26 protein-coding genes are annotated in these 23,641 nt (G+C 29.7%); 23 read left to right on the top strand and 3 right to left on the bottom strand.

Annotated features, from left to right (window positions below; all coding sequences use genetic code 11):
• Positions 1-341 precede the first annotated feature (341 nt).
• The 10 genes from U8307_RS05835 to U8307_RS05790 all read left to right on the top strand — a co-directional run bounded on the left by U8307_RS05835 (position 342) and on the right by U8307_RS05790 (position 8,671).
• Positions 342-1,517, top strand: coding sequence for an ABC transporter substrate-binding protein (locus U8307_RS05835; protein WP_326911024.1), 1,176 nt, complete (start codon positions 342-344; stop codon positions 1,515-1,517).
• A 57-nt stretch (positions 1,518-1,574) separates the two neighbouring features.
• The gene (locus tag U8307_RS05830) at positions 1,575-2,453 is read left to right on the top strand and encodes a branched-chain amino acid ABC transporter permease (protein WP_326911022.1); all 879 of its coding nucleotides are present in this window, start codon (positions 1,575-1,577) and stop codon (positions 2,451-2,453) included.
• Between the two features lie 13 nt (positions 2,454-2,466).
• On the top strand, positions 2,467-3,351 hold the full coding sequence (locus U8307_RS05825) for a branched-chain amino acid ABC transporter permease (protein WP_326911020.1): 885 nt from the start codon (positions 2,467-2,469) through the stop codon (positions 3,349-3,351).
• On the top strand, positions 3,348-4,130 hold the full coding sequence (locus U8307_RS05820; RefSeq protein WP_326911018.1) for an ABC transporter ATP-binding protein: 783 nt from the start codon (positions 3,348-3,350) through the stop codon (positions 4,128-4,130). The genes U8307_RS05825 and U8307_RS05820 overlap by 4 nt, the downstream gene beginning before the upstream one ends.
• Positions 4,117-4,836 (top strand): ABC transporter ATP-binding protein, encoded by a 720-nt coding sequence (locus tag U8307_RS05815; RefSeq protein WP_326911017.1) that lies wholly within the window; start codon positions 4,117-4,119, stop codon positions 4,834-4,836. The genes U8307_RS05820 and U8307_RS05815 overlap by 14 nt, the downstream gene beginning before the upstream one ends.
• 93 nt (positions 4,837-4,929) lie before the next feature.
• On the top strand, positions 4,930-5,607 hold the full coding sequence (locus tag U8307_RS05810; RefSeq protein ID WP_326911015.1) for a metal-dependent hydrolase: 678 nt from the start codon (positions 4,930-4,932) through the stop codon (positions 5,605-5,607).
• Between the two features lie 100 nt (positions 5,608-5,707).
• On the top strand, positions 5,708-6,058 hold the full coding sequence (locus U8307_RS05805; protein WP_326911013.1) for a hypothetical protein: 351 nt from the start codon (positions 5,708-5,710) through the stop codon (positions 6,056-6,058).
• A gap of 215 nt (positions 6,059-6,273) precedes the next feature.
• On the top strand, positions 6,274-6,507 hold the full coding sequence (locus U8307_RS05800; RefSeq protein WP_326911011.1) for a FeoA family protein: 234 nt from the start codon (positions 6,274-6,276) through the stop codon (positions 6,505-6,507).
• The gene (feoB, locus tag U8307_RS05795) at positions 6,504-8,516 is read left to right on the top strand and encodes a ferrous iron transport protein B (RefSeq protein WP_326911010.1); all 2,013 of its coding nucleotides are present in this window, start codon (positions 6,504-6,506) and stop codon (positions 8,514-8,516) included. Before U8307_RS05800 ends, feoB begins: the two co-directional genes overlap by 4 nt.
• Positions 8,517-8,530: 14 nt before the next feature.
• Positions 8,531-8,671 (top strand): FeoB-associated Cys-rich membrane protein, encoded by a 141-nt coding sequence (locus U8307_RS05790; protein WP_326911008.1) that lies wholly within the window; start codon positions 8,531-8,533, stop codon positions 8,669-8,671.
• Between the two features lie 55 nt (positions 8,672-8,726).
• On the opposite strand, the gene U8307_RS05785 is transcribed toward U8307_RS05790, so the two are convergent.
• The gene (locus U8307_RS05785; protein ID WP_326911006.1) at positions 8,727-11,231 is read right to left on the bottom strand and encodes an FAD-dependent oxidoreductase; all 2,505 of its coding nucleotides are present in this window, start codon (positions 11,229-11,231) and stop codon (positions 8,727-8,729) included.
• A 42-nt stretch (positions 11,232-11,273) separates the two neighbouring features.
• The gene (locus U8307_RS05780; RefSeq protein ID WP_326911004.1) at positions 11,274-11,576 is read right to left on the bottom strand and encodes an ArsR/SmtB family transcription factor; all 303 of its coding nucleotides are present in this window, start codon (positions 11,574-11,576) and stop codon (positions 11,274-11,276) included.
• Positions 11,577-11,771: 195 nt separating this feature from the next.
• Between U8307_RS05780 and msrA the strand changes: the two genes are divergently transcribed.
• The 13 genes from msrA to U8307_RS05715 all read left to right on the top strand — a co-directional run bounded on the left by msrA (position 11,772) and on the right by U8307_RS05715 (position 22,604).
• Positions 11,772-12,248 (top strand): peptide-methionine (S)-S-oxide reductase MsrA, encoded by a 477-nt coding sequence (msrA, locus tag U8307_RS05775; protein ID WP_326911002.1) that lies wholly within the window; start codon positions 11,772-11,774, stop codon positions 12,246-12,248.
• Positions 12,249-12,331: 83 nt separating this feature from the next.
• Positions 12,332-13,045 (top strand): uracil-DNA glycosylase, encoded by a 714-nt coding sequence (locus U8307_RS05770; protein WP_326911000.1) that lies wholly within the window; start codon positions 12,332-12,334, stop codon positions 13,043-13,045.
• A gap of 224 nt (positions 13,046-13,269) precedes the next feature.
• Entirely contained in the window at positions 13,270-13,857 is a 588-nt protein-coding gene (locus U8307_RS05765) for a hypothetical protein (protein ID WP_326910998.1), read from the top strand.
• A 143-nt stretch (positions 13,858-14,000) separates the two neighbouring features.
• Positions 14,001-14,480 carry a DUF6530 family protein gene (locus U8307_RS05760; RefSeq protein ID WP_326910997.1) on the top strand — a complete coding sequence of 160 codons (480 nt, stop codon included), beginning with the start codon at positions 14,001-14,003 and terminating at the stop codon, positions 14,478-14,480.
• An 11-nt stretch (positions 14,481-14,491) separates the two neighbouring features.
• A complete protein-coding gene (locus U8307_RS05755) occupies positions 14,492-14,842 on the top strand; it encodes a GIY-YIG nuclease family protein (protein WP_326910996.1) in 351 nt (116 codons plus the stop codon).
• A gap of 170 nt (positions 14,843-15,012) precedes the next feature.
• Complete coding sequence (locus U8307_RS05750; RefSeq protein WP_326910994.1) at positions 15,013-15,621, top strand: TetR/AcrR family transcriptional regulator; 609 nt, start codon at positions 15,013-15,015, stop codon at positions 15,619-15,621.
• 24 nt (positions 15,622-15,645) lie between these two features.
• Positions 15,646-16,218, top strand: a complete 573-nt coding sequence (locus U8307_RS05745) for a hypothetical protein (RefSeq protein WP_326910992.1) — start codon at positions 15,646-15,648, stop codon at positions 16,216-16,218.
• 127 nt (positions 16,219-16,345) lie between these two features.
• Positions 16,346-16,954: a TetR/AcrR family transcriptional regulator gene (locus tag U8307_RS05740; protein ID WP_326910990.1), complete on the top strand. Its 609-nt coding sequence runs from the start codon at positions 16,346-16,348 to the stop codon at positions 16,952-16,954.
• Positions 16,955-17,001: 47 nt separating this feature from the next.
• The gene (locus U8307_RS05735; protein ID WP_326910988.1) at positions 17,002-19,365 is read left to right on the top strand and encodes a PEP/pyruvate-binding domain-containing protein; all 2,364 of its coding nucleotides are present in this window, start codon (positions 17,002-17,004) and stop codon (positions 19,363-19,365) included.
• A gap of 90 nt (positions 19,366-19,455) precedes the next feature.
• Positions 19,456-20,076, top strand: a complete 621-nt coding sequence (locus U8307_RS05730; protein ID WP_326910986.1) for a TetR/AcrR family transcriptional regulator — start codon at positions 19,456-19,458, stop codon at positions 20,074-20,076.
• A 9-nt stretch (positions 20,077-20,085) separates the two neighbouring features.
• Positions 20,086-20,967, top strand: a complete 882-nt coding sequence (locus tag U8307_RS05725; RefSeq protein WP_326910984.1) for an ABC transporter ATP-binding protein — start codon at positions 20,086-20,088, stop codon at positions 20,965-20,967.
• A 9-nt stretch (positions 20,968-20,976) separates the two neighbouring features.
• The gene (locus U8307_RS05720; RefSeq protein WP_326910982.1) at positions 20,977-21,774 is read left to right on the top strand and encodes an ABC transporter permease subunit; all 798 of its coding nucleotides are present in this window, start codon (positions 20,977-20,979) and stop codon (positions 21,772-21,774) included.
• An 11-nt stretch (positions 21,775-21,785) separates the two neighbouring features.
• Complete coding sequence (locus U8307_RS05715; RefSeq protein ID WP_326910980.1) at positions 21,786-22,604, top strand: ABC transporter permease subunit; 819 nt, start codon at positions 21,786-21,788, stop codon at positions 22,602-22,604.
• A gap of 131 nt (positions 22,605-22,735) precedes the next feature.
• On the opposite strand, the gene U8307_RS05710 is transcribed toward U8307_RS05715, so the two are convergent.
• Positions 22,736-23,482 (bottom strand): acyl-[acyl-carrier-protein] thioesterase, encoded by a 747-nt coding sequence (locus tag U8307_RS05710; protein WP_326910978.1) that lies wholly within the window; start codon positions 23,480-23,482, stop codon positions 22,736-22,738.
• Positions 23,483-23,641 lie beyond the last annotated feature (159 nt).

Below are 23,641 nucleotides of genomic sequence, written 5' to 3'. Positions count from 1 at the left end.
TTATTATATCAAATTAATTCATAAAATCAACTTAAATAATTCATAAAAAATACGAATAGCAAAAAACATGCCTAAATTTAAATATTAATTATTTTCATGATTTTCTTATGAAAATTTTAATTAAAATTATAGTTCTTAATAATAATATTCGACATAAATAATTAATAATAATAACTTATATTTTAAAAATAAATAATTTATATTGCATTTAATTAAATTAATGTTTATAATATATCATAAATAAACGTTAACATTTGTAAAATTATTTATAAATATAAATTTGTCGATTAATGTAAAAATTAATAAAAATACAAAATTGTATTTAAAAGGGGAGGTTGTATATGAGAAAAAAATTTTTATCTATTGTAAGCCTAATTTTGATTTTAACAATTATCTTATCAGCTTGTAGCAGTACTAGTGGAACTTCTAGTTCAACAGGCGACACTATTAAAATTGGTTGGATTGGTTCATTGACAGGAGATCAAGCAGTATGGGGAACCTGCGAAAGTAATACGGTTAAAATGTTAGTTGAAGAGGTAAATGCAAATGGTGGATGGTTAGGCAAGCAAGTTGAAGCTATTACCTATGATACAAAGGGTGATGCAGCAGAAGCAGTAAATGCTGTAAAAAGACTTATTTCTCAAGATAATGTAGTTGCAATAGTAGGACCTAATGCAAGTGGTCAAGCATTAGCTATTTCTGCTGTATTAGAACAGTACAAAATTCCTGATATAGCTACTGTAGCAACAAATCCAAAAGTTACTGTAAACGATGATGGCTCAGTAAAACCATATAACTTCAGAGTTTGCTTTATTGACCCTTATCAAGGCGCAGTAGCAGCAGGATATGCATCTGACAAATTAGGACTAGAAAATGCTGCTATATTATATGATGTTGCAAGTGATTACTCTCAGGGATTTACTGAATTTTTTGAAAAAACTTTTATTGAAAAGGGAGGTGCTATTGTAGCTAAAGAAGCATTTAAAGAAGGTGATGTTGACTTTAGACCTCAATTAAGTAAAATTAAAGATGCAAATCCTGACGTTATTTTAATGCCATATTATTACAAAGAAGTTGCATTAAGTGCAAATCAAGCAAGGGAGTTAGGTATTACTGCAACATTAATGGGAGGAGATGGATGGCCATCTGAACAGTTAATGTCGATGGCTGCAGATGCAATAGAAGGTAGTTATGTGGTTAATCATTTGGACTTTAATGATCCAGATGTAAAACCATTGCAAGAAAAGTATGAAGATAAGTATGGTCTCCCAATGGAATTAAATGGATATATGGCTCATGACGCTTTTAAACTATTAGAAGCAGCTATATTAGAAGCAAATAGTGCAGAACCTGAAAAAATAACGGAATCTTTGACAAATGTCACTGTAGAGGGTGTTACTGGAAGTATAACAATAAGCCCTGATGACCATAATCCTATTGGCAAAGAGGCCGCCATAGTTAAAATAGAAGATGCAGACTATATATTCCAAGAAAAATTCGGAGTTGAACTAAAATAAGTTATGAAGGCGGGTTCGACCCGCCTTGCTTTTTAACAATTATAAGGAGGCTCTAGAATGGGTTATTTTTTACAACAAGTTATAAACGGTCTATCCATAGGGAGCGTTTATGCTTTAATGGCAGTTGGATATTCTCTAGTATACAGTATAATGAACTTTTCCAATTTTGCCCATGGCGGTGTTATAATGATTGGATCTTATATGGGATACTTTTGTTTGACATTGTTAGAAGTACCTTTTTTTATTGCGTTTATAATATCTGCTTTAGGAGCAGGAACGTTGGCTTTAGTCATGGAGAGAATAGTATATAGTCCCTTAAGAAAAAGAAATGCACCATTTCTTTATTTTATAATTTCAGCTATGGGGGCATCTATATTTCTAGAAAATATTGTAATAGCTACTATTGGACCAACGTTTAGAACATATCCTTCTATATTTTCAACAACACCTATAATGTTTGGAAGTATTGCTCTTGGAAGAATTGATTTACTAATGTTTATTATATCAGCAGCAAGCTTATTAGGACTTATGTATATAATAGAAAAAACTAAAATAGGATTAGAAATAAGGGCAACATCTTATAGCATTAAGGGTAGTACCCTTATGGGAGTAAATGTAGATAAAGTAATATTTATAATATTCGCACTTGGTGGTATTTTAGCAGGAGTCGCAGGGATGCTTTTTGGAATGAAATACACAGTTTATCCTCAAATAGGTAATATTACTAATAAATCCTTTATAGCAGCGGTTTTTGGTGGGTTAGGAAGTTTGCCAGGAGCTGTAATAGGTTCAATATTACTTGGATTAATTGAAACCATGACTTCAGGGTATTTGTCATCACAATATAGAGATTTGATTGCATTTGTACTTTTAATATTTGTTCTTATTGTCAAGCCTACTGGATTGATGGGTAAATCTACAGAGGACAAGGCATAGGGGGTTAAGTTATATGAGTTGGGTTTATATATCAGGAATACTTATTTTAGCAGGAATAAATTTATTAACTGTATTAGGATTATCTCTTCTAACTGGATTTACGGGTATGTTTTCTTTTGGACATGCAGGTTTTATGGCTATTGGGGCATATACAGCTGCTATAATGACAATGAAGTTGGGAATGAATTTTTACCTTGCTCTTATGGTTGGCGGATTAGCAGCAATGACTGTAAGTCTTTTGATAGGAAAACTTACATTAAATTTAAAGGGTGACTATTTTTGTATAGCAACTCTTGGTTTTGGTGAGGCTATAAGATTAATACTAGATAATGTACAATTTTTTGGAGGAGCGAGAGGGCTTCCAAATATACCAACAGATAACACTACTACTTTAATAAATGTAGTTGTTATAAACATTATAGCCATTATTGTAATGGTATTTATAATCAAATCAAGACATGGAAGAAATATGGTGGCTGTAAGGGAAGAAGAGTTAGCAGCACAGGTTATAGGTATAAATACATTTAAATATAAAATAATTTCACTTGCAATAAGCGCTTTATATGCTGGTATAGCAGGTGGATTAATGGCTCATTATCTTGGATATATTCAACCTCTAATGTTTAAATTAATAAAGTCTACAGAGTTGACTATTATTGTAATATTTGGAGGGTTAGGAAGCATATCTGGAAGTGTTATAGGTGCAATAATTTTAACATTCCTTCCTGAACTCTTAAGAAGTGTTTACGAATGGAGACTCGTTGTATATGGAGCTGCAGTAATTTTGATAATGGCTACAAGGCCCCAAGGACTTATGGGTGGCAAAGAATTTAGTTTCAAATGGATTATAAGATTAATTAAGGGAATAAAAAAACATAAGGAGGAGGTAAAATCATGACTGTACTTTCTCTAAAAAATGTAACTAAAAAATTTGGTGGATTAACAGCGGTAGGTAATGTTAGTTTTAATATAGAAGAAGGTGAAATTTTTGGTTTAATAGGACCTAATGGAGCAGGAAAAACCACTTTATTCAATTTAATAACAGCTATTTATGAAAAAACTGAAGGAGATATATTTTTTCATGGTAAAAAATTGGAAAAATTAAAACCTTTTGAAATAGCTAATATGGGAATAACAAGAACTTTCCAAAATATAAGGCTTTTTAAAAAACTCTCTACATACGATAATGTTTTGACGGCGTGTCATAAATCTGCAGATTATGGTTTATTAAGTACTGTAGTAAGATTAGGTAAATTTAAAAATCAAGAAAATAATTTACATAAAAAAACTATTGAACTACTAAAACTTATGGGTTTATGGGAATACAAGGATATTGTTGCATCTAATTTGCCATACGGACTACAAAGAAAACTTGAGATAGCTAGAGCATTAGCATTAGATCCTAAGCTTTTGCTACTTGATGAGCCAGCGGCTGGCATGAATCCTGAGGAAACAATGCATCTAGTAGAGTTAATAAAGGAAATAAGAGATAAATTTAATTTGACAGTTTTGATAATAGAACATCATATGGATTTAATTATGGGAGTAAGTGACAGGATTTTTGTTCTTAATTTTGGTACACCATTAGCATTAGGTACTCCAAAAGAAATTCAAGGTAATAAGAAAGTAGTTGAGGCTTATCTTGGAAAAGAGGAGGATAATTATGCTGAAAGTTAAAAATTTAAACGTATATTATGGAGGAATTCATGCTCTTAAGGGAGTGTCTATAGATGTTGAAAAAGGACAAATTGTATCAATAATAGGATCTAATGGAGCAGGTAAGTCAACATTAATAAATTCAATAAGTGGAATTGTTAAATACAAGGAAGGAGAAATATTCTTCAATGGGAAAATCTTATCCAAACATGCACATAAGATAGTAAAATCAGGAATCTGTCAAGTACCTGAAGGAAGAATTATATTTGCAAATTTAACAGTAATTGAAAATTTACAAATGGGAGCTATTCTGAGAAACGATAAAAAAGAATTAGAAAAAGATATGAAAAGAATATTTAAATTATTTCCTATATTAAAAGAAAGGAAAAATCAAATAGCAGGAACACTATCAGGAGGGGAACAGCAAATGCTTGCAATGGGAAGAGGTTTAATGTCAAATCCAGATTTAATACTGTTAGATGAACCTTCCTTAGGTCTAGCACCATTATTAATTAATACTATTTTTGACATAATACTCGAAATAAAGGATATGGGAAAAACTATATTATTAGTAGAACAGAATGCGTTCAAGGCGCTATCTATAGCCGATAAGGCATATGTTTTAGAGCAAGGTAAGGTAACAACTTCAGGTGATGCCAAGATACTAATTAAGGATGAAAAAATTCAAGAAGCATTCTTAGGAAAGAAAGAAACTGAAATATCCTAAGGCAGTAAAAAGATATAAAATGTTTATTGATTTTATTATAATATAAAGTTATTATATAATAAAGTACGATATAAGAAGAAGGGAGATTAAATTGTGAAACTTACATATTTGGGACATTCTGTAGTTGTAGTTAAGGAAAATGATTTCAAGGGAATAATAGATCCCTTTATAACTGGTAATCCTAAAAGCAATGTGAGCATTGATGATTTGAATGATATAACACATATTTTTGTAACACACGGTCATGATGATCATTTAGGGGATACAATTGAACTTGCAAATAAAACGAAAGCTTTAGTTATAGCTAATCATGAAATTTGTGATTATTTAAGTAAACTTGGACTAAATACTCATGCTATGCACATTGGAGGACGTAGAAAATTTGACTTTGGCACTGTTAAAATGTCAAATGCACTTCATGGATCAGGAATATCAAGTAAGGATGAAATGATTTATGGAGGAAACCCTTGCGGATTTATAATTGAAATTAATAACAAAAAAATATATCATGCAGGAGATACAGGCTTAACCTTAGATATGAAACTTTTAGAGGATGAAAATATTGATTTGGCATTCTTACCAATAGGTGGTAATTTTACAATGGATGTAGATGATGCAGTAAAGGCTGCAGATTTTATAAAAGCTAAAAAAGTGGTTCCTATTCACTATAATACCTTCGGTTTAATTGAATCTGATCCAAAAGTTTATAAAAATAAAGTAAAAACTTCAGAAGTAATTATACTTGATATTGGTGAAAGTATAGATATTTAAATTGTGCATTTGTATTGTTATAATTATTTAGTATATTGAATAGTAAAAATGTATATGATATAATAACTCATAGTTAATGACAAACGGGGAGGTTTCATAATTGTATGCATTAATTTTAATCTTAAATGATATTTACAAGTTAGATATAATACATGAAGTATTTTATGATGAAGAAATCGGAGCTACTACAGTTGACAGTCAAGGAATGGGAAAGGTACTTTTAGATCATAATATAAATATTCCAATGTTAACTAGTGTAAGAAAGCTGATAGATGGCAGAAAACCTTATAATAAAACAATTTTCAGTATTATTGAAGATAAAGAAAAGCTTGATAAAGTAGTTGATAAAATAAAAAAAGAGTTAGATTATTTTAAAGAGCCTGGAATTGGGTTTATGTTTGTTATGCCAGTGTTAGAAGTTTATGGCTCGAATTTGGAAGAAACACTATAATTAATTTATAATTAAAGGATTTTTATTAGGTTTTTTAAAATAGAATCATATCTATTTTAAAAAACCGTTATTAATTTTTGATATATTTAACTTAAAAAATTATATTAATTTAAAAATACTATTGACAATTATTATTATATAGCATACAATACAATTACTAAATGAGAATGATTATCAAAATCGATTAGATAACATTTTTGAAGGAGGACATCTATATGACATTAGATAGTATAAAGCCTGGACATGGTGGTATTATAGCATCAATAGGCGGACAAGGAATACTTAGAAGAAGGCTCTTAGATATGGGATTGACACCAAATACACGTGTTGAGGTAAGAAAAGTGGCACCCATGGGGGATCCAATAGAACTTTTTTTACGTAGTTATGTTTTAACAATAAGACGTGAAGAAGCTTCAAAAATTGAATTGAAAGAGGTTTATAAGGTATGAAGTTAGTATTTGCATTAGCTGGTAATCAAAATTCCGGAAAAACTACGTTATTTAATAAATTGACTGGAAGCAATCAACATGTTGGGAATTTTCCAGGGGTTACCATTGAGAAAAAGGAAGGACATATTAAAAGGCATAAAGAAACTTCCTTAATAGACCTACCGGGAATATATTCGCTTTCTCCATATACAATGGAAGAGGTTGTTACGAGAGATTTTATATTAAAAGAAAATCCTGATTTAATTTTAAATATAGTTGACGCTACAAATATTGAAAGAAATTTATATTTATCACTCCAATTAATGGAACTTTCAATTCCAATGGTTATTGCACTTAATATGATGGATGAAGTGAGGGCAAGTGGTAATACAATCGATGTTAAAAAACTTTCTGAGGATTTAGGGATACCTGTTGTACCCATATCGGCTGGAAAAAATGAAGGTATATCTGAACTTTTAGATGTAGCAATGAAAACCGCTAGAGAAAAAAGGAAACCTAGAAAACTTGATTTCTGTTCTGGAGAAGTTCATAAGGCTATACATTCAATATCTCATTTAATTTCTGATCAAGCTGACATGGCAGGGTATCCTATTAGATTTGCTGCGACAAAGTTAGTAGAAGGGGACGAGCCTACTATTAATGCACTAAATCTCAACGAAAATCAAATTCATATTTTACAACATGTTGTTGATGATATGGAAAAAGCTTTAAATATTGATAGAGAAGCAGCGTTGGCAGATATGAGATATAACTATATAGAAAAAGTTTGCAAAAAGTCTGTAATTAAAAGACAAGAAACACACGAACAAATTAGATCTGAAAAAATTGATAGATTACTAACTCATAAATATCTAGGAATTCCGATATTTTTTGGTATTATGTTTTTTATGTTTTGGATTACCTTTGGGGTCATAGGAGCTCCGCTACAAGGTTTATTAGAAGAAGTAATAGGTATCTTTACAGAAGTAGTATCAGATTTAATGATTAATGTTGGTGTTAGTACATGGCTATACTCTTTAGTTATTGATGGAATATTTGCAGGAGTAGGAAGTGTACTTTCGTTTTTACCTCTAATATTATTATTGTTTTTATTCCTTTCATTATTAGAAGACAGTGGATATATGGCTAGGGTAGCTTTTGTTATGGATAAGCTTCTTCGTAGGATTGGGTTATCAGGTCGCTCTTTTGTACCTATGCTTATTGGTTTTGGATGTAGTGTACCAGCGATTATGGCAACTCGTACTTTATCTAGTGAAAGAGACCGTAAAATGACTATAGTATTGACTCCATTTATGTCTTGTAGTGCAAAACTTCCAATTTACGGTATGATTACAATGGCATTTTTCCCTAACAATGCAGCTATAGTTATGACTTCGCTGTATATAATTGGAATTATAGTTGCAATATTATCAGGGCTGCTTTTGAAAAATACAATATTTAAGGGAGAGCCTGTACCGTTTGTTATGGAGCTTCCTGCATATCGTATACCTTCAAGTAAAAGTGTATTAATGCATATGTGGGACAAAGCTAAGGATTTTATACAAAGAGCATTTACTATAATATTTTTAGGTACAATTATTATATGGTTCTTGCAAAGTTTTGATTGGTCATTTAATATGGTTGATGATAGTACGACTAGTATATTAGCATCAATTGGTTCAGTTATTGCTCCAATATTTATACCGTTAGGGTTTAATGACTGGAGGGCTTCTACTGCACTTATTACAGGGTTGACTGCAAAGGAGGCAGTTGTGAGTACTTTGACTGTTTTAACTGGAGCTGCTACAGATGTACAATTATCAACAATATTGAATACAATATTTACACCAATAAGTGCATTTGCATTTCTAATATTTACTCTTTTATATATGCCATGTATTGCAGCTTTTGCAGCAACGAAAAGAGAGCTAGGCTCATTGAGATATGCAGTGCTTACTGTTTCATATCAAACATTAACAGCTTATATTGTTGGACTTATAGTTTATCAAATAGGTAATTTGATAATATAGGGAGGAGTATGAATATGGCAGATTTATTTATAGGTTTAATTATAATTGTAATTGTAGGTTTAGTAATAAAATCAATTATGAAACGAAAGAAAAATGGCGGAGGATGTTCAGGGTGCTCAGGTTGCAGTGTACAAGGATGTTCAAATAGAAAGTAAAAAAATGAGGATTTATTTGTCATAAATCCTCATTTTAATGTAAAAAGTTATATTTTTATATAAATAGATTCACATTAGATTCTTCTGCATCACCAAGATATGTTCCAACGCCTGCAAATTCAACTCCGTCAATTATTTCATCTTTTGTTATACCCATAACGTCCATTGACATAGTACAAGCAATCATTTTAACACCATTTTCTTGTGCTTTTTTAACTAAATCTTGTAGTGAATCGATATTTTTGTCATTCATTACTTTTTTCATCATAGCTGTTCCCATGCCACCCATGTTCATTTTTGATAGTTTTAATTTATTAACGCCTTGAGGCATCATTTTTCCAAACATTGCATCAATAAATGGCTTTTTAATATTTTGTTTTTCTGACCTTCTTAGAACATTGAGTCCCCAGAAAGTAAAGAACATAGTTACTGGTCTTCCCATAGCTGCAGCACCATTAGCAATTACGAAAGAAGCGAGCACCTTATCCATATCACCGCTAAAAACTATAAGGGTTTTTCCTTCGGTTACAGATTGAGATGGGTTCGTAATTGAATGCCTTGGGTTTTTTGTATCAATTCCTTTTTGTATAAATACAATATTTTCTTTGTTTTTCTTTTCAACTTTTATAAGAGTATTTCCAGTTCTGCGACACCAAGATTCTACATCCTTAGCGAATCCAGGATCTGTCGCGGAAACTTGGATAATATCTCCATCATTGATTTTCTTTATAGTTTCATAAACTTTCATTATTGGACCTGGACATTGAAGGCCGCTACAATCAACTTTAAAAGATGCTTTTATCTCATTAGTCGGGATACTTATATTAGAATTTTTCATATTTTTTTTTGAACTTTCAGTTATATTATTGTTATTATCATTTAAATTATTAAAATATTCATAATAAATTTCTCTATAAAAGTTTGTTCCAGCAGGATAAACTTCAACATTTTTAAATTTATTTTCCATTAATATTCTTGCTGCGTTATAAGAACGAACACCAACGGCGCAAAATATTATAATTTTATCATTTTTATCAAGTTCAGATAATCTATCTCTTAATTCTCCAAGAGGAATATTTATAGCATTTGGAATTTCAAATACCATTATTTCTTGGTCTTCACGTATATCAAGTATTTTATACTCTGAAGTTTTAGAAGGATTTATATCATTCCATTTGCTGAATTTCACTTTATTTTGAATCATATTTTCTGCAACAAATCCTAACATGTTTACAGGATCCTTAGCTGAAGAATAAGGAGGAGCATAGGCTAGTTCAAGTTCCTTTAAATTATAGATGTTTCCACCTAGTCTAATGGTTGTTGCTATAGTATCAATACGTTTATCAACTCCATCCATACCAACAATTTGTGCTCCAAATATTTTTTTACCGTCAGGTGAAAATATTAGTTTTAATATCATTTCATAAGAATCTGGATAATATCCAGCATGAGATTTTTGAGAAATAGTTGCAGTCAAATAATCTTTACCTTCTGTCATTTTCATTTTATTAAGTGTTTTTTCATTTGCGCCTGTTGATGCTACAGTTAAGTCAAATATCTTAGCAACTGAAGAACCTTGAGTACCTTTATATTCTTCATTTCCACCATAAATATTATTGGCACATATTCTTGCTTGTTTATTTGCTGGTCCTGCAAGAGCAATCATTGCTTTACCTTTATTAATAAATTCTTCTACTTCTACAACATCACCTACAGCATAAATATTAGGATCAGAAGTTCTCATATAATTATCAACTATAATTCCACCACGTTGATTTAAATCAAGACCTGCATCCTTAGCTAATTTACTGTTAGGGCGCACTCCTATTGATAGGATAACCATATCACCTTTTAGTTGTTTACCACTTTTTAAAGTAATTATTACATTACCATTTTCATTTTTGAATTTATCTACAGGGTCTCCTAAACAAAGATTCACATTGTTCGCAACCATGTTGCTTTGAACAAGTTTTGCCATTTCAAAATCAAGTGGAGCCATTACTTGATTCATAGCTTCAGCAACTGTTACTTTTAAGCCAGCTTCGTGAAGATTTTCTGCCATTTCAAGACCAATAAAACCTCCACCTATTACTACAGCACTTTTCGGGTTGTTTTCTTTAATATATTTTTTAATATTATCCGTATCTGGAACAGTCCAAAGAGTAAAGATTCCAGGTGAATTAATACCTTCTATAGGTGGTTTTAATGGGGAAGACCCTGTTGAAATTATTAATATATCATAATTTTCTGTATAAGAATCTCCCATTACAATATTTTTTACTTCAACTTGTTTTTTTTCCTTGTTTATAGAAGTAACTTCTGAATTAATTCTAACGTCTACATTGTATTTTTTTGACATAGCTTCAGGGGTTTGTAATAACAACGAAGCTCTTTCCTTTATTACATTACCTATATGATAAGGAAGACCACAATTTGCATAAGAAACATAAGGTCCCTTTTCTAATATTACTATTTCAGAAGTTTCATCTAGTCTTCTGAGTCTGGCAGCTGCAGTGGCACCACCAGCTACGCCGCCGATTATTACTATCTTTTTGCTCATAATATCCTCCGCATTTATGTTAATATTTCTTATTTTTTATTTTTACTTTAATAATTGTTCTACAATTTGTTTGATTTCTTCATTTTCAATTTTATATATTATTTCAGTTCCATTTCTTTCAGATGATAAGATACCAGCTGATTTAAGTTTAGCTAGGTGCTGTGAAACAGTTGGTTGAGGAACGTCTATACAACATTGCATATCAGTAACATTACTTTGCTCCTCCATTATAAGCATTGCTAAAATACAAAGTCTTACAGGATGAGCTATATTTTTTAACATTTCAGCTTTTTCAGCAAGTAGTTTTTTAGTATTCTCTTTATTAGTAAAATCTATTTTAATCACCTCTTTTTATTATTTAAATTGACATACATTTAACATACTAAAACACATATATATTTAAATATTAATATATTCTAATATTAGCATATATGAATATAATGTCAATAGTTTTTTATAGAATTTTTATTAAATATATGTTAAAATTAATAAAAAGTTTTTTGTTTCAAATAATAATATAAAAAATTAGGAGATTATATTATGAAAGAAATATATTTAGCAGGTGGTTGTTTTTGGGGACTTCAGGCATATTTTGACCTAAAGGATGGAATAAAGGAAACAATAGTAGGATATGCCAATGGGAGTACTGACAACCCAACTTATGAGCAAGTATGTACAAATAGTACAGGATATGCAGAAACAGTATATATTAAATATAATGAAGAAGAAGTATCTTTAAATAAAATTTTAGAAATTTTTTGGAAGGTTATAGACCCAACAATTATAAATAGACAAGGTGGAGATGTAGGGACACAATATAGAACTGGTGTTTATTATATAGATGATAAAGATATTAGTATTATTAAGGAGTCCTTTAAAATTGAACAACTTAAATATGATAAACCTATTGTAACAGAACTAGAAAAACTTAAGAATTTCTTTCCTGCAGAAGAATATCATCAAAAATATTTAGAGAAGAATCCAAATGGATATTGTCATATAGATTTAACGTTATAGCATTTTTTGTATATAATAGATTTACTAATCTTAATTCGAGAGTAGATTGTAAATGATAGAAATTAAAAATATAGAGGAATAATATGAGTATAATACCAAAGGATTATCATTTATCATGGGAGAGTTTTTTAACAAATGATATAATAAATAAATTACACGCAATTGAAGATAAAATCGGAAATAATATAAATCCAGATAAAAATAATGTTCTGCGATTTTTAAAAAGCAATTTATATGATGTAAAAGTTGTAATTTTAGGACAGGACCCATATCCTGAAAAGGGAAAGGCAACCGGTAGGGCTTTTGAAGTAGGAGATTTACATTCGTGGAATGATAAATTTAGACAGGTATCCTTAAAAAATATTGTTAGATTAATATATAAAAATTATAACAATATTGAAGATTATAATGAAATAAAAAAATTTTCTGAAATTCAAAAGTATATTAAGGATGGAAGTTTTAACATTTTGCCTCCTGATGAAATTTTCAAATCATGGGAGAAACAGGGTGTCTTATTATTAAACACATATTTTACTGTAGAAGCAGGTATAACAGGTAGCCATATTTCTATTTGGGAACCATTCAGTATAGAACTTTTAGAATATATATCTAGTCATAATAAAAATATAAGTTGGTTTTTGTGGGGAAAACAAGCCGAAGATAAAAGAAAATATATTAAGAACGGAAATTTGTATATTAGTAGACATCCTATGATGTGTTCTAATAAATATGAAGATGATTTTTTAAAAAGTAATTGTTTTAAAGATACAATGAATGAAGTAAATTGGCTTGGTTAGCGTAATATCATCGATTAATCAATTAAAAGGTTATCGGTGATTTTTTTATTTTAATTTTTGATGAAACAAATAACTATTAATTTACGTCTAAGTATGTGGATGTATAATTGGACAACCTTTAGGTAATTACAATCTAAAATTAATGATTCATTAATGTTTCATTTATATTTTTTTAAGTCCTTTGTATCATAATGAGTACATTTAGCAACTATGGAGGAAAAAATATGGATAAAAAGCATTTGTATATAGTACTTACAAGGACTAATACGGTTTTATCAAGAATGATTGGCTTAATTAAAAATGATGAATATACACATGCAGCCATTTCACTAGATAAAGGGCTTTGTCAAATGTATAGCTTTGGAAGAAAAAATGTATATAATCCTTTTGTCGGTAGGTTCGTAAAAGAAGATATAAATAGTGGAGTATATGGATTATGTAAAAATCTACAAGGATTAGTATTAGAGGTAGAAATATCAAAAGAAGAATATGAAAAGGCTGAAAGCTTATTATATGAATTTATTATTAATAGAAATTCATATAAATATAATTATTTTGGTTTATTAAACAGTTTATTAAATAAAGAAGCTTGCTACAATGATAGGTTTTTGTGTTCAGAGTTTGTATATTATATTTTAAATAAAAGTGGTATATCAGACCTTGGAATACCTAGGAACCTTGTTAGGCCTCAGGATTTGCTTAATTTAAATAGTAAAGTAGTTTATAAAGGAAATCTTAAAAATGTGAAATGGTCAAGAAAAATTGAGAATACGATAAAAAAAGATCCAAATTATCAATGGGTGGAAATATAATATTTCCACTCTTATTTTTTTGCCTTGCTAAATATTTAAGAATAAATTTTCATATTGACAAAAATAATAAAATACATTATTATAATTTAGTAAGTTAGTAATTTACTAACTTACTAAATCAAATAATAATGGAGGAGTAAGTAATGAAAATACCAACTACTTTAAAACATAAACCAGTTATAGTTTCAGAAAATTATGAAAATGTTGATGGAAGAAATGCTTATAAAACTGATGCAAAGGGACTTTCCTTAGGATTAGCTCAATGGAATGATAGAGGCAAAGTTGATATTTCAGCTAAAGTATGGAGATATACTGGAGAAAAATGGTCAAGACAATCTGAAGAATTGCCTCTGCACCGAGTTTTAGATTTAGCAATTTTAGTTTGCAGAACTAAATTACATTTTCAAGATGCATATAGATATGAAAAATTATATGATACAGAAAAACCTATCATAGACAGAGTTGGTTTACAAGGTGATGCTATGACAGTTGCTATATGTACTGAAAATGATAAAATCGATGAAGATATTAAATTATTTAATCAAGCACTCAGTGAAGATGGCGAAATTATAGGTGAAAGATTGCGTACTTTATCAAGATTATTGAAAGAAATGGGATATTAAGGTGATAAATTATGGATAGGAAAAAAGAATTAAAGGAACAATATAAACAAATGAAACCTGACATGGGGATATTTGTTATACGTTCAAAGGTTAATAATAAATTTTATCTTGAGGTAACTCAAAATTTAAAAGGGAAAATTAACAGTATAAAATTCCAATTAAAGGCTGGAAGTTATCCACATAAATTATTACAAAAAGAGTGGAATGAATATAAATCAGAAAATTTTGAAATAAAAATTCTTGAAATTCTTAAGTATGATAAAGATGAATTGAAAACTGATTATAGTGAAGAACTAGATATTATGAAAATGGTATGGGAAGAAAAATTGAAAAATCAAAATATGATATCTTATAACAATTAAAAGAATGTCTTCATTTTAATAGTTAGATATAGCAAATCCCGTTTACTTTTTAGTCAATGGGATTTTTTATTTGTTAAATACTATTGACAAAATAGTAAAAATACGATATTCTAATTGTAGACCATGCAGTCTAGACCAAATGGTCTATTAAAAGAAAGGAGTATAAATTATTGAAAGAAAAAAGTTTTGAAAAAAGAACAGAGTTATTAGAGGCGGCTTTAGATGAATTTTCTGTAAAAAAATATGAAGAAGCTTCTTTAAACAATATTATAAAAAAAGCAAGCATCAGCAAGGGTACATTTTATTATCACTATAAAGATAAACAAGAACTTTATTTATATTTGCTTGAATCTTCTGTTAAAACTAAGTGGGAATTTATTAATAATCATTTTAAAGAATCAATTGAAATTAAAAAAGATGATATATTTGAAAAATTTAAATTACAAGCAAGAATAGGAGCTGAATTTGCTGCTCTTTATCCCAAATACCATAATCTTAGCAAGATGCTGGCAAAAGAAAAAGGTAATGAAATTTATAATATTGCTAAAATCCAATTATCTGGAGATTCCGTTAATCCTTTAAAAAAGATGATTGAAAGTGCTATAGGAGATGGTAATTTCAGAGATGATATCCCTAGCGACTTTATTTTAAAAATTATAAGTTATATGTTTTCAAATTTCGATGAAATTTTTAGTAATGAAGAGGATTTAGAAATAAACAACATTATTAAAAATCTTGATTATTATGTTGATTTTATTAAAAATGGATTAGGTAAATAATTTAAAGATCATAAGGAGGTAATTATGGAAAATAAATTTAAACGTTATGATAAGATAATAGCTTTATTATTTGCATTGGGTACAATAATTTTTATCATATTAGCATTTACAAACAATAATTTTTTTAACTGGGCATACGAACGCCATCAGAATCAATTAAGCTGGTATATCAGGCCTCTTTTTCTTATTCCATTTTGCTATTTTGCATATAAAAGAAGTTGGGCAGGCATATCAATAACTATTTTTTTAATATTCACAAGTATGTTTTGGTTTCCTAAACCAGAAATTGTAAATGACCAAGTCAAGGAATTTTTGGCAATGGAAAAAGATTATTTGTTAGGTAACTGGGATATATCAAAAATATTAATAGCATTACTTATACCTATTTCAATTTCAACTTTGGCTGTAGCTTTTTGGAAACGAAACTTATATTTTGGTATTTCAGTAATGATATTCATAGCAGTAGCTAAAATGGCGTGGAGTGTTGCATTTGGTGGAGAAGCTGGAAAATCTGTATTTATACCAGCAATGGTAGGATTGATAATATGCATAGTTTTAATATACTTTGGATTTAGAAAAATTGACAAAAACAAATAAGAATAAAGAAAGTCTCCTTAATTATTTTTAAGGAGATTTTTTGTTTTTGTGCCATATTACCTTGACAAATATAAAATTTTTGTCTACACTAAAAACAAACCGACGTCGGTTTGTTAAGGAGGAAAATATGGTTAAACGTAGTGATAAAAAAAATGAACTTATAAGAATTTCTGAAAGATTATTTATTGAGAAAGGTTATGAAGAAACTAGTGTCGATGACATTCTAAATGCTTCAGGGCTTTCAAAGGGTGGATTTTATCATTATTTTAAGTCAAAAGATGAGGTCCTTACAGAAAGTATTAATAATATTATAGAAAAACTATTAGAACTACTTGAGCCTGTTGTTGAAGATAAAGATCTTAATGCATTAGAAAAATTAAAGTTGTTTTTAAAAAAGAAGTCAGAACTTCAAAATTCAAACAGAGAATATGCAAAATATTTGAGCATGTTGTTAAAATCTGATTTTACTCTTTATAAATACTATGTAACTGTTGCTCATAAGTTTGTTTCACCATTAGGCAGAATTATTGAGCAAGGAGTTAATGAAGGTATCTTTAGCGTGAAATTCCCATATGAAACTGCTGATATCTTGCTAAGAACAGTTGTTTCACTGCCTCAAAGTATTTTTTATAATGATTATATTAATGATGAAATTAAGCATGCTAATTATACAATTTCAATAAATGATATGTTTGTAAAAGCTTTGGGCTTAGATAGTGATGAAATAATATTTTAGTAGAAATTATACAATGAATTTGAAGAAATCTTTTAGAGGAGAATTATATGGAGAAGAATGTAATCAAATTTAAAGAATTACTACCTGAACAGCAGGCATTTGCCGGCGGTAAAGGAAGCATGCTTTCTAAAATGTTTCAAAGGGGATATCCTGTTCCTGATGGATTTGTTATTTTACCAACTGCTTTTCAAGATGAATATTTAAATGGTGAGGCTTGGAAACAAATTCAATTATTATTAAATGATATCAGAAAAAGTAATGCAGATGCAAAATTTGCAATTAGGTCATCTGCTTTCAGTGAAGATAATGCTCAAGCTTCGTTTGCTGGAGAGTTTGAATCTGTTCTTAATATTGAAGCAGATAAAGACATACATGAGGCTATCTATACGGTTTTTAAATCAAGAGAATCTGAAAGAGTAAAATCATATAGTTCAGTTAAAGGTATGGAGATTACGCATCAAATTGCAATAGTTGTTCAGTTAATGGTTCAATCTGAAATTTCAGGAGTTTTATTTACATCCGATCCAATTACCGGCAGTTACACAAGCATGATAGGAAATTACGTCTATGGCTTAGGGGAACAACTTGTATCTGGTGAATCCAATGCTTTTGATTTTAAAATTAATAGGCCTAAAGGAAAATACGAAGGTCCAGATGACTTTAAGAAATATGCGTTAAAATTATTTAAATATGCTTCTAATCTTGAGAATGAATTTGGAAAACCTCAGGATATTGAATGGGCAGTTTCTAAAGGAAGACTATATATTTTACAAGCAAGACCGATTACAACCTTGTCATTTGGCGATTTAGATACTTATGAAATCAATTATTCTATGATGAGTGATGAACTTTGGATAAATACAAATGTGGCTGAAGCCATACCTGATGTTTTTTCACCATTTAACTGGAGTATTGAAAGTCGCCTTGATGAAGCTTTAGATTTTATACCCGGATACTATGTTTTATCTGGAAATATTTGCGGTAGACCATATATGAATATAAGTAAAAGAGTTTCTGTGATATCTTCAATGCTTGGTAAAGATGCTAGAAGTTCGTTAAAGCTTCTTGGAGATTTTTATGGGGACATACCTGAAGAAATGAGTATACCCATATATCCATATGCTCGCTTTGAAGTAATAAAAAATATACTCCCTAAAATAATTAAAACAGCAAAAAAGTCTACAAAGGATTTTAAAACGCTAGACAAGTTTTTAAAACTAACGCCAGAGTGGTGTAAAAATATAAGAGTAAAAATAAGAGATGCCGTCACTAAAGAAGAATTGCTATCATTATGGAAGAACGAAATACAACCATATGTTAATGAGGCATGGTCAAGTGTAAGTGCTGGTGCAATAAAAATCACTAATGTTACAACTTTGGATAAAGAATTAATAAAATTAGTTGGAACCGAGGACGCTAACACTCTTTTATCTAATCTTAGAGGGGATGAAGAGTTAGCAAGCCTTGGACCTGTAGCTGGTATTTCTAAAATCATTAATGGAGAATTGAGTCGTAATGAGTATTTGAATAAATACGGACACAGAGGAGCTCATGAGTATGAATTGTCAATTCCAGACCCTATGGAAGATGATAATTGGCTTGATAAACAAATAGAAGAGTTCAAGAAGTCTAATATTAATGTGGATGAGCTTCTTGATAAGCAACGTATTAAATTTGAATCTGCCAAGAGCAGGTTTGAAAAACAATATCCAAATAAAATAAAATGGTTAAATAAGAAATTAGAAAAAGCCTCTGAAGGTGCTAAGCTCAGGGAAGAGGCTCGCTCAGAATTTGTAAGGGTATTCAGGGTTGTACGAGCTTTTGCTCTAAGGGCAGGAGAATTTTTAGATTTAGGCGATGGTGTTTTCTTCTTTTATATTAATGAAATTGAGGAGCTTCTTTCTGGTGAGAAGTTGAAAATCAACAATATTGCAGCAAGAAAAGAGAACTACGAAAAATATAAAACTCTTCCAACTTTACCATCGATAATAAGGGGGCGATTTAATCCTTATGAGTGGCTAAAGGATCCAAATAGAAGGATGGACTATTACGATGCCTCTATGCCTGCAGTGAAATCAAATGATTCAGAAGTCCTTAAAGGATGTGCCGGTGCTGCAGGAAGGAAAGAAGGAATTGTACGTATCTTATCAAATCCAGAAGAGGGAGATAAGCTTCTTTTTGGAGAAATATTGGTGGCTTCGACTACCAATATAGGGTGGACACCGATTTTTCCAAAAGCAGCAGCAATTATTACGGACATTGGAGCGCCTCTGTCACATGCAGCAATTGTTGCAAGAGAGATGGGAATTCCAGCTGTTGTTGGTTGCGGCAATGCTACTTTAAGACTAAAAACCGGAGATAGAGTTATTGTTGACGGTGGAAACGGAATAGTTGAAATATTGAAGGACTAAAATTTAATAATTAAAACTCTTGACCACCATGGTCATATATTATATAATGATATATGACCATGGTGGTCATTGTTATATTAAAAAAGAGAGGTGTTTATAATTTTTAAGAAATTTTATACTTTAGAACCGGAGAAACAACAACGTATAATAAATGCTGCTTTAAAAGAGTTTGCTAAAAATGGCTATGAAAGAGCTTCGACAAATGAAATTATTAAGGAAGCTGATATTTCAAAGGGTTCATTATTTAATTATTTTAAAAGCAAAAGAGAATTGTATTTTTATTTAATTGATTATGTTGCTGAAATTATTGAAAAGATATATGACGAAATTGATTTAAGCGTAACCGATTTCTTTGAACGAATAAGAGAAGTTGGTGTTATCAAGTATAATATTATGAAGAAGACTCCTCAAGCATTTGATTTTATTAATACCCTTGGAAAAGAAGAATCTGCTGAGGTTAAGTCAGATATAAATAAAAAAGGCAAGTCAATTGTTGAAAATGGGTTTGCAAGAATTTATGAGAATATTGACTTTTCGAAATTTCGTGATGATATTGATTTAGAAAAAACTTTGAATATTATCAATTGGACAATGCTCAGCTTTTCAGAGCAGCAAAGAGACAGACTAAATTCATTTAAAGATATTGAAGTAGAGATTCTGAAAGAGTGGGATGACTATTTTGATATTATGAAACGTTGTTTTTATAAATAGGAGGGGAAAATGAGTAATAATGTAATTAAAGTCAAAAATCTTTCTAAATATTACGGTAAACACAGAGGTATCGAAGATGTAAGTTTTACAGTAGAGGAAGGAGAAATTTTCGGATTTATAGGACCAAACGGGGCAGGAAAGTCTACTACAATCAGGACATTAATGGCTCTTATTCTCCCAACAGCAGGAAGCGCAACTATGTTTGGAATGGACTGTGATAAAGAAGCTCACAAGATAGCAAAGAACGTGGGATATCTTCCTTCTGAAGCATATTACTACGAAAACATGACAGTAAAAGAATTACTTAAGTATTCAGCTGAACTTTATCAGATGGATTGCAACGAAAGAATTAATGAGTTAAAAGAAAGATTGAAGCTTGTTGATACACGTAAAATTAGTGACCTTTCATTCGGTAACAAAAAGAAGGTTGGAATTGTTGCTGCTTTATTGCACTCTCCAAAGTTAATAATACTTGATGAACCAACAAATGGACTTGACCCATTGATTAAAGAGACATTTTTTGAAATTCTGAAAGAAGAAAATAAAAAAGGTGCAACAATCTTATACTCTTCTCACGTATTGAGTGAAGTACAAAGAATATGTAGCAAGGTTGCTATTATCAAGGAAGGCACAATTATTAATGTACAGAATATGAATGATTTAAGAAAAAATGGTTACAAAAAAATTCAACTGGTGCTTTCAGAACCAACAGTTAAGGATTATTTTAAAGAAGATAATATTGCAAATTATAAGCTGAAAGGTAATCACGTATCTTTTATTTATCGCGGAGAAGCAGATAAAATTATTGAAAAAATTTTTAATCTTAAGGTAGAAGATGTTTTTATAGAAGAACCTACTCTTGAAGAAATATTTTTGCATTATTATAAATAGGGGGATATTATGGTAATTTTTAAATTTGAAATGAAGCAGTTGAAAAAATCTATTATTATTTGGTCACTGGCTTTATCTTTTGCAATATTCTTTATGTTACCTGTTTATATAAAAATGATAACTAATGGAGGATATGGAATGAAATCAATTACTGATAATGCTTTTTTTGAATCCATTGGTCTTAATATGGAGATTTTAAGTACTCCTATGGGTATATACTACTTTCTAACATTTTTCATTATGTTTGCATGTGCCATAAATGGATTTAACACAGGTCTTAATATTATGACTAAGGAATATAAACAAAATTCTGCTGACTTTTTAATGACAAAACCATGGAGCAGAGGAAATGTATATGTGTCAAAGTTTTCTGCATTAGCTATGGGAGCAATTATCACTGGAGTTGTTTACACTGTAATGTCTTATGTGAGCATGTATAGAGGAACAACTGACAGTAGCTTTAATATAAAAACACTTATTTTAATTGCTGTCTCAATTACTTTGGTTCAGCTGCTATTTTTAGCTTTTGGTATGTTGATTGGGACAATATTTCCAAAAATAAGGGCGACATTACCTATATCAACAGGAGTGGTATTTATATCATATGCTACGGGTTCTATGTCCCGTATTGTTGGAATAAATTTTCTTAGATATTTTTCACCGCTTCATTATTTTAACGGGTCTGCAATAATTACAACAGCATCATATGAATTAAAATATATAGTTGCTTTGATAATATTGACACTGTTATTTTTAGCTGTGGGATATCAGATTTTTTATAAAAAAGATATCGCGCTTGTTTCTTAAGGAGGGGTGAAATGAAATCAATAATTATAAAAGAATTAAAACTCAGCAGAAAAGGATTAATCATATGGTGTATAGTAACATTAGTTACTATTTTGTATGGTTTGGCTGAGTATCCTATGGTATCACAATATTCAGATAGTATTATGGACAGCATGAATTCGTTACCTAGGATTGTAGTTATAATGTTTGGCATGGATGGATTATCATTTGATACATCTTTGGATTATCATCTCATTATGTTTTACTGGATTTGTTTAATTACATTTATCCATGCTGTCTATATAGGAGTCACAATTCTTTCCAGAGATCAAAGAGACAAGACATTTGAATATATATATTCAAAACCATATAAAAGAAATGAGATTATCACTACCAAGATACTGGTAGGTGTTATAAACATACTGACGCTTGCATTTGTTTCATGGATTGGAAGTATATTTACCATTATTTTTATAGATGGTAACGCTATGAGTATTATAAATGGCAGATTAGTTATTGGTATGATTACATTAACAATATTTGGTATGGTCTTGACTCAAGTGGTGTTTTTTTCAATTGGACTTTTATTTGCAGCAATATTTAATTCACATAACGCAGCATTAAAATCTGGTTTTTTGTTTGTGCTTATAACATATGTAATTGGTGTAATTATAGAATATGTGGGAAATATTAATTATCTTAATTTTATGTCTCCATTTAGATATTTTATTGGAACTGAGGTTGTGAATAATGGAATTAGTATTTTATATGTGGTAATTGGAACACTTATTACTTCCGTTTCAATTTATTTGACTTATGTTTGTTATAATAAAAAAGATTTACTTTACTGATAATGGTATTGACCTAATAGTTACATGATTCATTCTAATAGGTCAATATTTTTATTGTAGATATATGAGTTCAATTGCAATATTGCAATTGAACTCATATATATCAAAATAATTACTAATTATATGTAATATTAAGTATGTTTAATAATAACCTTAGATTTAAATGCAACTTTCTTATCTTTTTCATTTAGTCCTTCAATATAAATTATATTATTATCAACTTGAGTTAAATCTTTAGATAATAAAATAGAATCTCCAGGTAAAGCTTCATGTATATAATCGATTTCAATAGATTGTACAAAATATTTTTTGTGATTCTCTAAACTAAAACAATCCATTATATAATCAATATATTTTGCATTATTTAGATGTTCATTCATATCAACATCACTATAACCTACAGTTTTTTTATAGATTGGTTCTAAGATTCCATTTGCTTTTAACTTCCCTAATTGACAAACTAAAGCTCTTTCCCTGTCAATTAATGGAAATGCCGGATTGATTAATTTGCTTCTTTTTAATTTTCTGTTAACTATATCTATAATTACCCAAGATGAAACAGCTCTTGCTATTATATCACCTTTTGAATCATAAACAATGAAATCTCTTTCGAATTCAATTTTATTAGGTTGTTGTGGCCAAGTTTCTATTGCTATTTCTTCATTCCATTTAGGATATCTTATTATATCTACTTTTGCACGAATCAACACCCAAATAACACCATAATTTTGCAAGTTATTTCTTCCAAATCCTAACCTCTCAGCATGAATTGTAGCCATATCTTGTAAATACATAAATAAAGAACTTAGTTTTAATTTTTGATTAAAATCAACATCATTTACTTCTACTTTATAATTTTTTCTACATATAGATTCCAATTTACCGCTCCTTTTTTGCATGTTAATCAATATATAATTATATAGTCTATAAGGAGATATGTAAATAGTTGTAGCGATTATTTTGTTATATATATTGAGACGTTATACTTATGGAAGTATATTTGTAAAAAGTAGAGATAAATATATAATATGGAAATA

The sequence above is a fragment of the Sedimentibacter sp. MB31-C6 genome (assembly GCF_035934735.1).
Taxonomy (GTDB): domain Bacteria; phylum Bacillota; class Clostridia; order Tissierellales; family Sedimentibacteraceae; genus Sedimentibacter.
This window is presented reverse-complemented; position numbering and strand designations above follow the sequence as displayed.

Excerpts from the sequence above, each read along its gene's own strand:
- U8307_RS05835 (WP_326911024.1), top strand. The coding sequence starts at position 342 with ATGAGAAAAAAATTTTTATCTATTGTAAGCCTAATTTTGATTTTAACA.
- U8307_RS05830 (WP_326911022.1), top strand. The coding sequence starts at position 1,575 with ATGGGTTATTTTTTACAACAAGTTATAAACGGTCTATCCATAGGGAGC.
- U8307_RS05825 (WP_326911020.1), top strand. The coding sequence starts at position 2,467 with ATGAGTTGGGTTTATATATCAGGAATACTTATTTTAGCAGGAATAAAT.
- U8307_RS05820 (WP_326911018.1), top strand. The coding sequence starts at position 3,348 with ATGACTGTACTTTCTCTAAAAAATGTAACTAAAAAATTTGGTGGATTA.
- U8307_RS05815 (WP_326911017.1), top strand. The coding sequence starts at position 4,117 with ATGCTGAAAGTTAAAAATTTAAACGTATATTATGGAGGAATTCATGCT.
- U8307_RS05800 (WP_326911011.1), top strand. The coding sequence starts at position 6,274 with ATGACATTAGATAGTATAAAGCCTGGACATGGTGGTATTATAGCATCA.
- feoB (WP_326911010.1), top strand. The coding sequence starts at position 6,504 with ATGAAGTTAGTATTTGCATTAGCTGGTAATCAAAATTCCGGAAAAACT.
- U8307_RS05790 (WP_326911008.1), top strand. The coding sequence starts at position 8,531 with ATGGCAGATTTATTTATAGGTTTAATTATAATTGTAATTGTAGGTTTA.
- U8307_RS05785 (WP_326911006.1), bottom strand. The coding sequence starts at position 11,231 with ATGAGCAAAAAGATAGTAATAATCGGCGGCGTAGCTGGTGGTGCCACT.
- msrA (WP_326911002.1), top strand. The coding sequence starts at position 11,772 with ATGAAAGAAATATATTTAGCAGGTGGTTGTTTTTGGGGACTTCAGGCA.
- U8307_RS05770 (WP_326911000.1), top strand. The coding sequence starts at position 12,332 with ATGAGTATAATACCAAAGGATTATCATTTATCATGGGAGAGTTTTTTA.
- U8307_RS05765 (WP_326910998.1), top strand. The coding sequence starts at position 13,270 with ATGGATAAAAAGCATTTGTATATAGTACTTACAAGGACTAATACGGTT.
- U8307_RS05760 (WP_326910997.1), top strand. The coding sequence starts at position 14,001 with ATGAAAATACCAACTACTTTAAAACATAAACCAGTTATAGTTTCAGAA.
- U8307_RS05755 (WP_326910996.1), top strand. The coding sequence starts at position 14,492 with ATGGATAGGAAAAAAGAATTAAAGGAACAATATAAACAAATGAAACCT.
- U8307_RS05745 (WP_326910992.1), top strand. The coding sequence starts at position 15,646 with ATGGAAAATAAATTTAAACGTTATGATAAGATAATAGCTTTATTATTT.
- U8307_RS05740 (WP_326910990.1), top strand. The coding sequence starts at position 16,346 with ATGGTTAAACGTAGTGATAAAAAAAATGAACTTATAAGAATTTCTGAA.
- U8307_RS05735 (WP_326910988.1), top strand. The coding sequence starts at position 17,002 with ATGGAGAAGAATGTAATCAAATTTAAAGAATTACTACCTGAACAGCAG.
- U8307_RS05725 (WP_326910984.1), top strand. The coding sequence starts at position 20,086 with ATGAGTAATAATGTAATTAAAGTCAAAAATCTTTCTAAATATTACGGT.
- U8307_RS05720 (WP_326910982.1), top strand. The coding sequence starts at position 20,977 with ATGGTAATTTTTAAATTTGAAATGAAGCAGTTGAAAAAATCTATTATT.
- U8307_RS05715 (WP_326910980.1), top strand. The coding sequence starts at position 21,786 with ATGAAATCAATAATTATAAAAGAATTAAAACTCAGCAGAAAAGGATTA.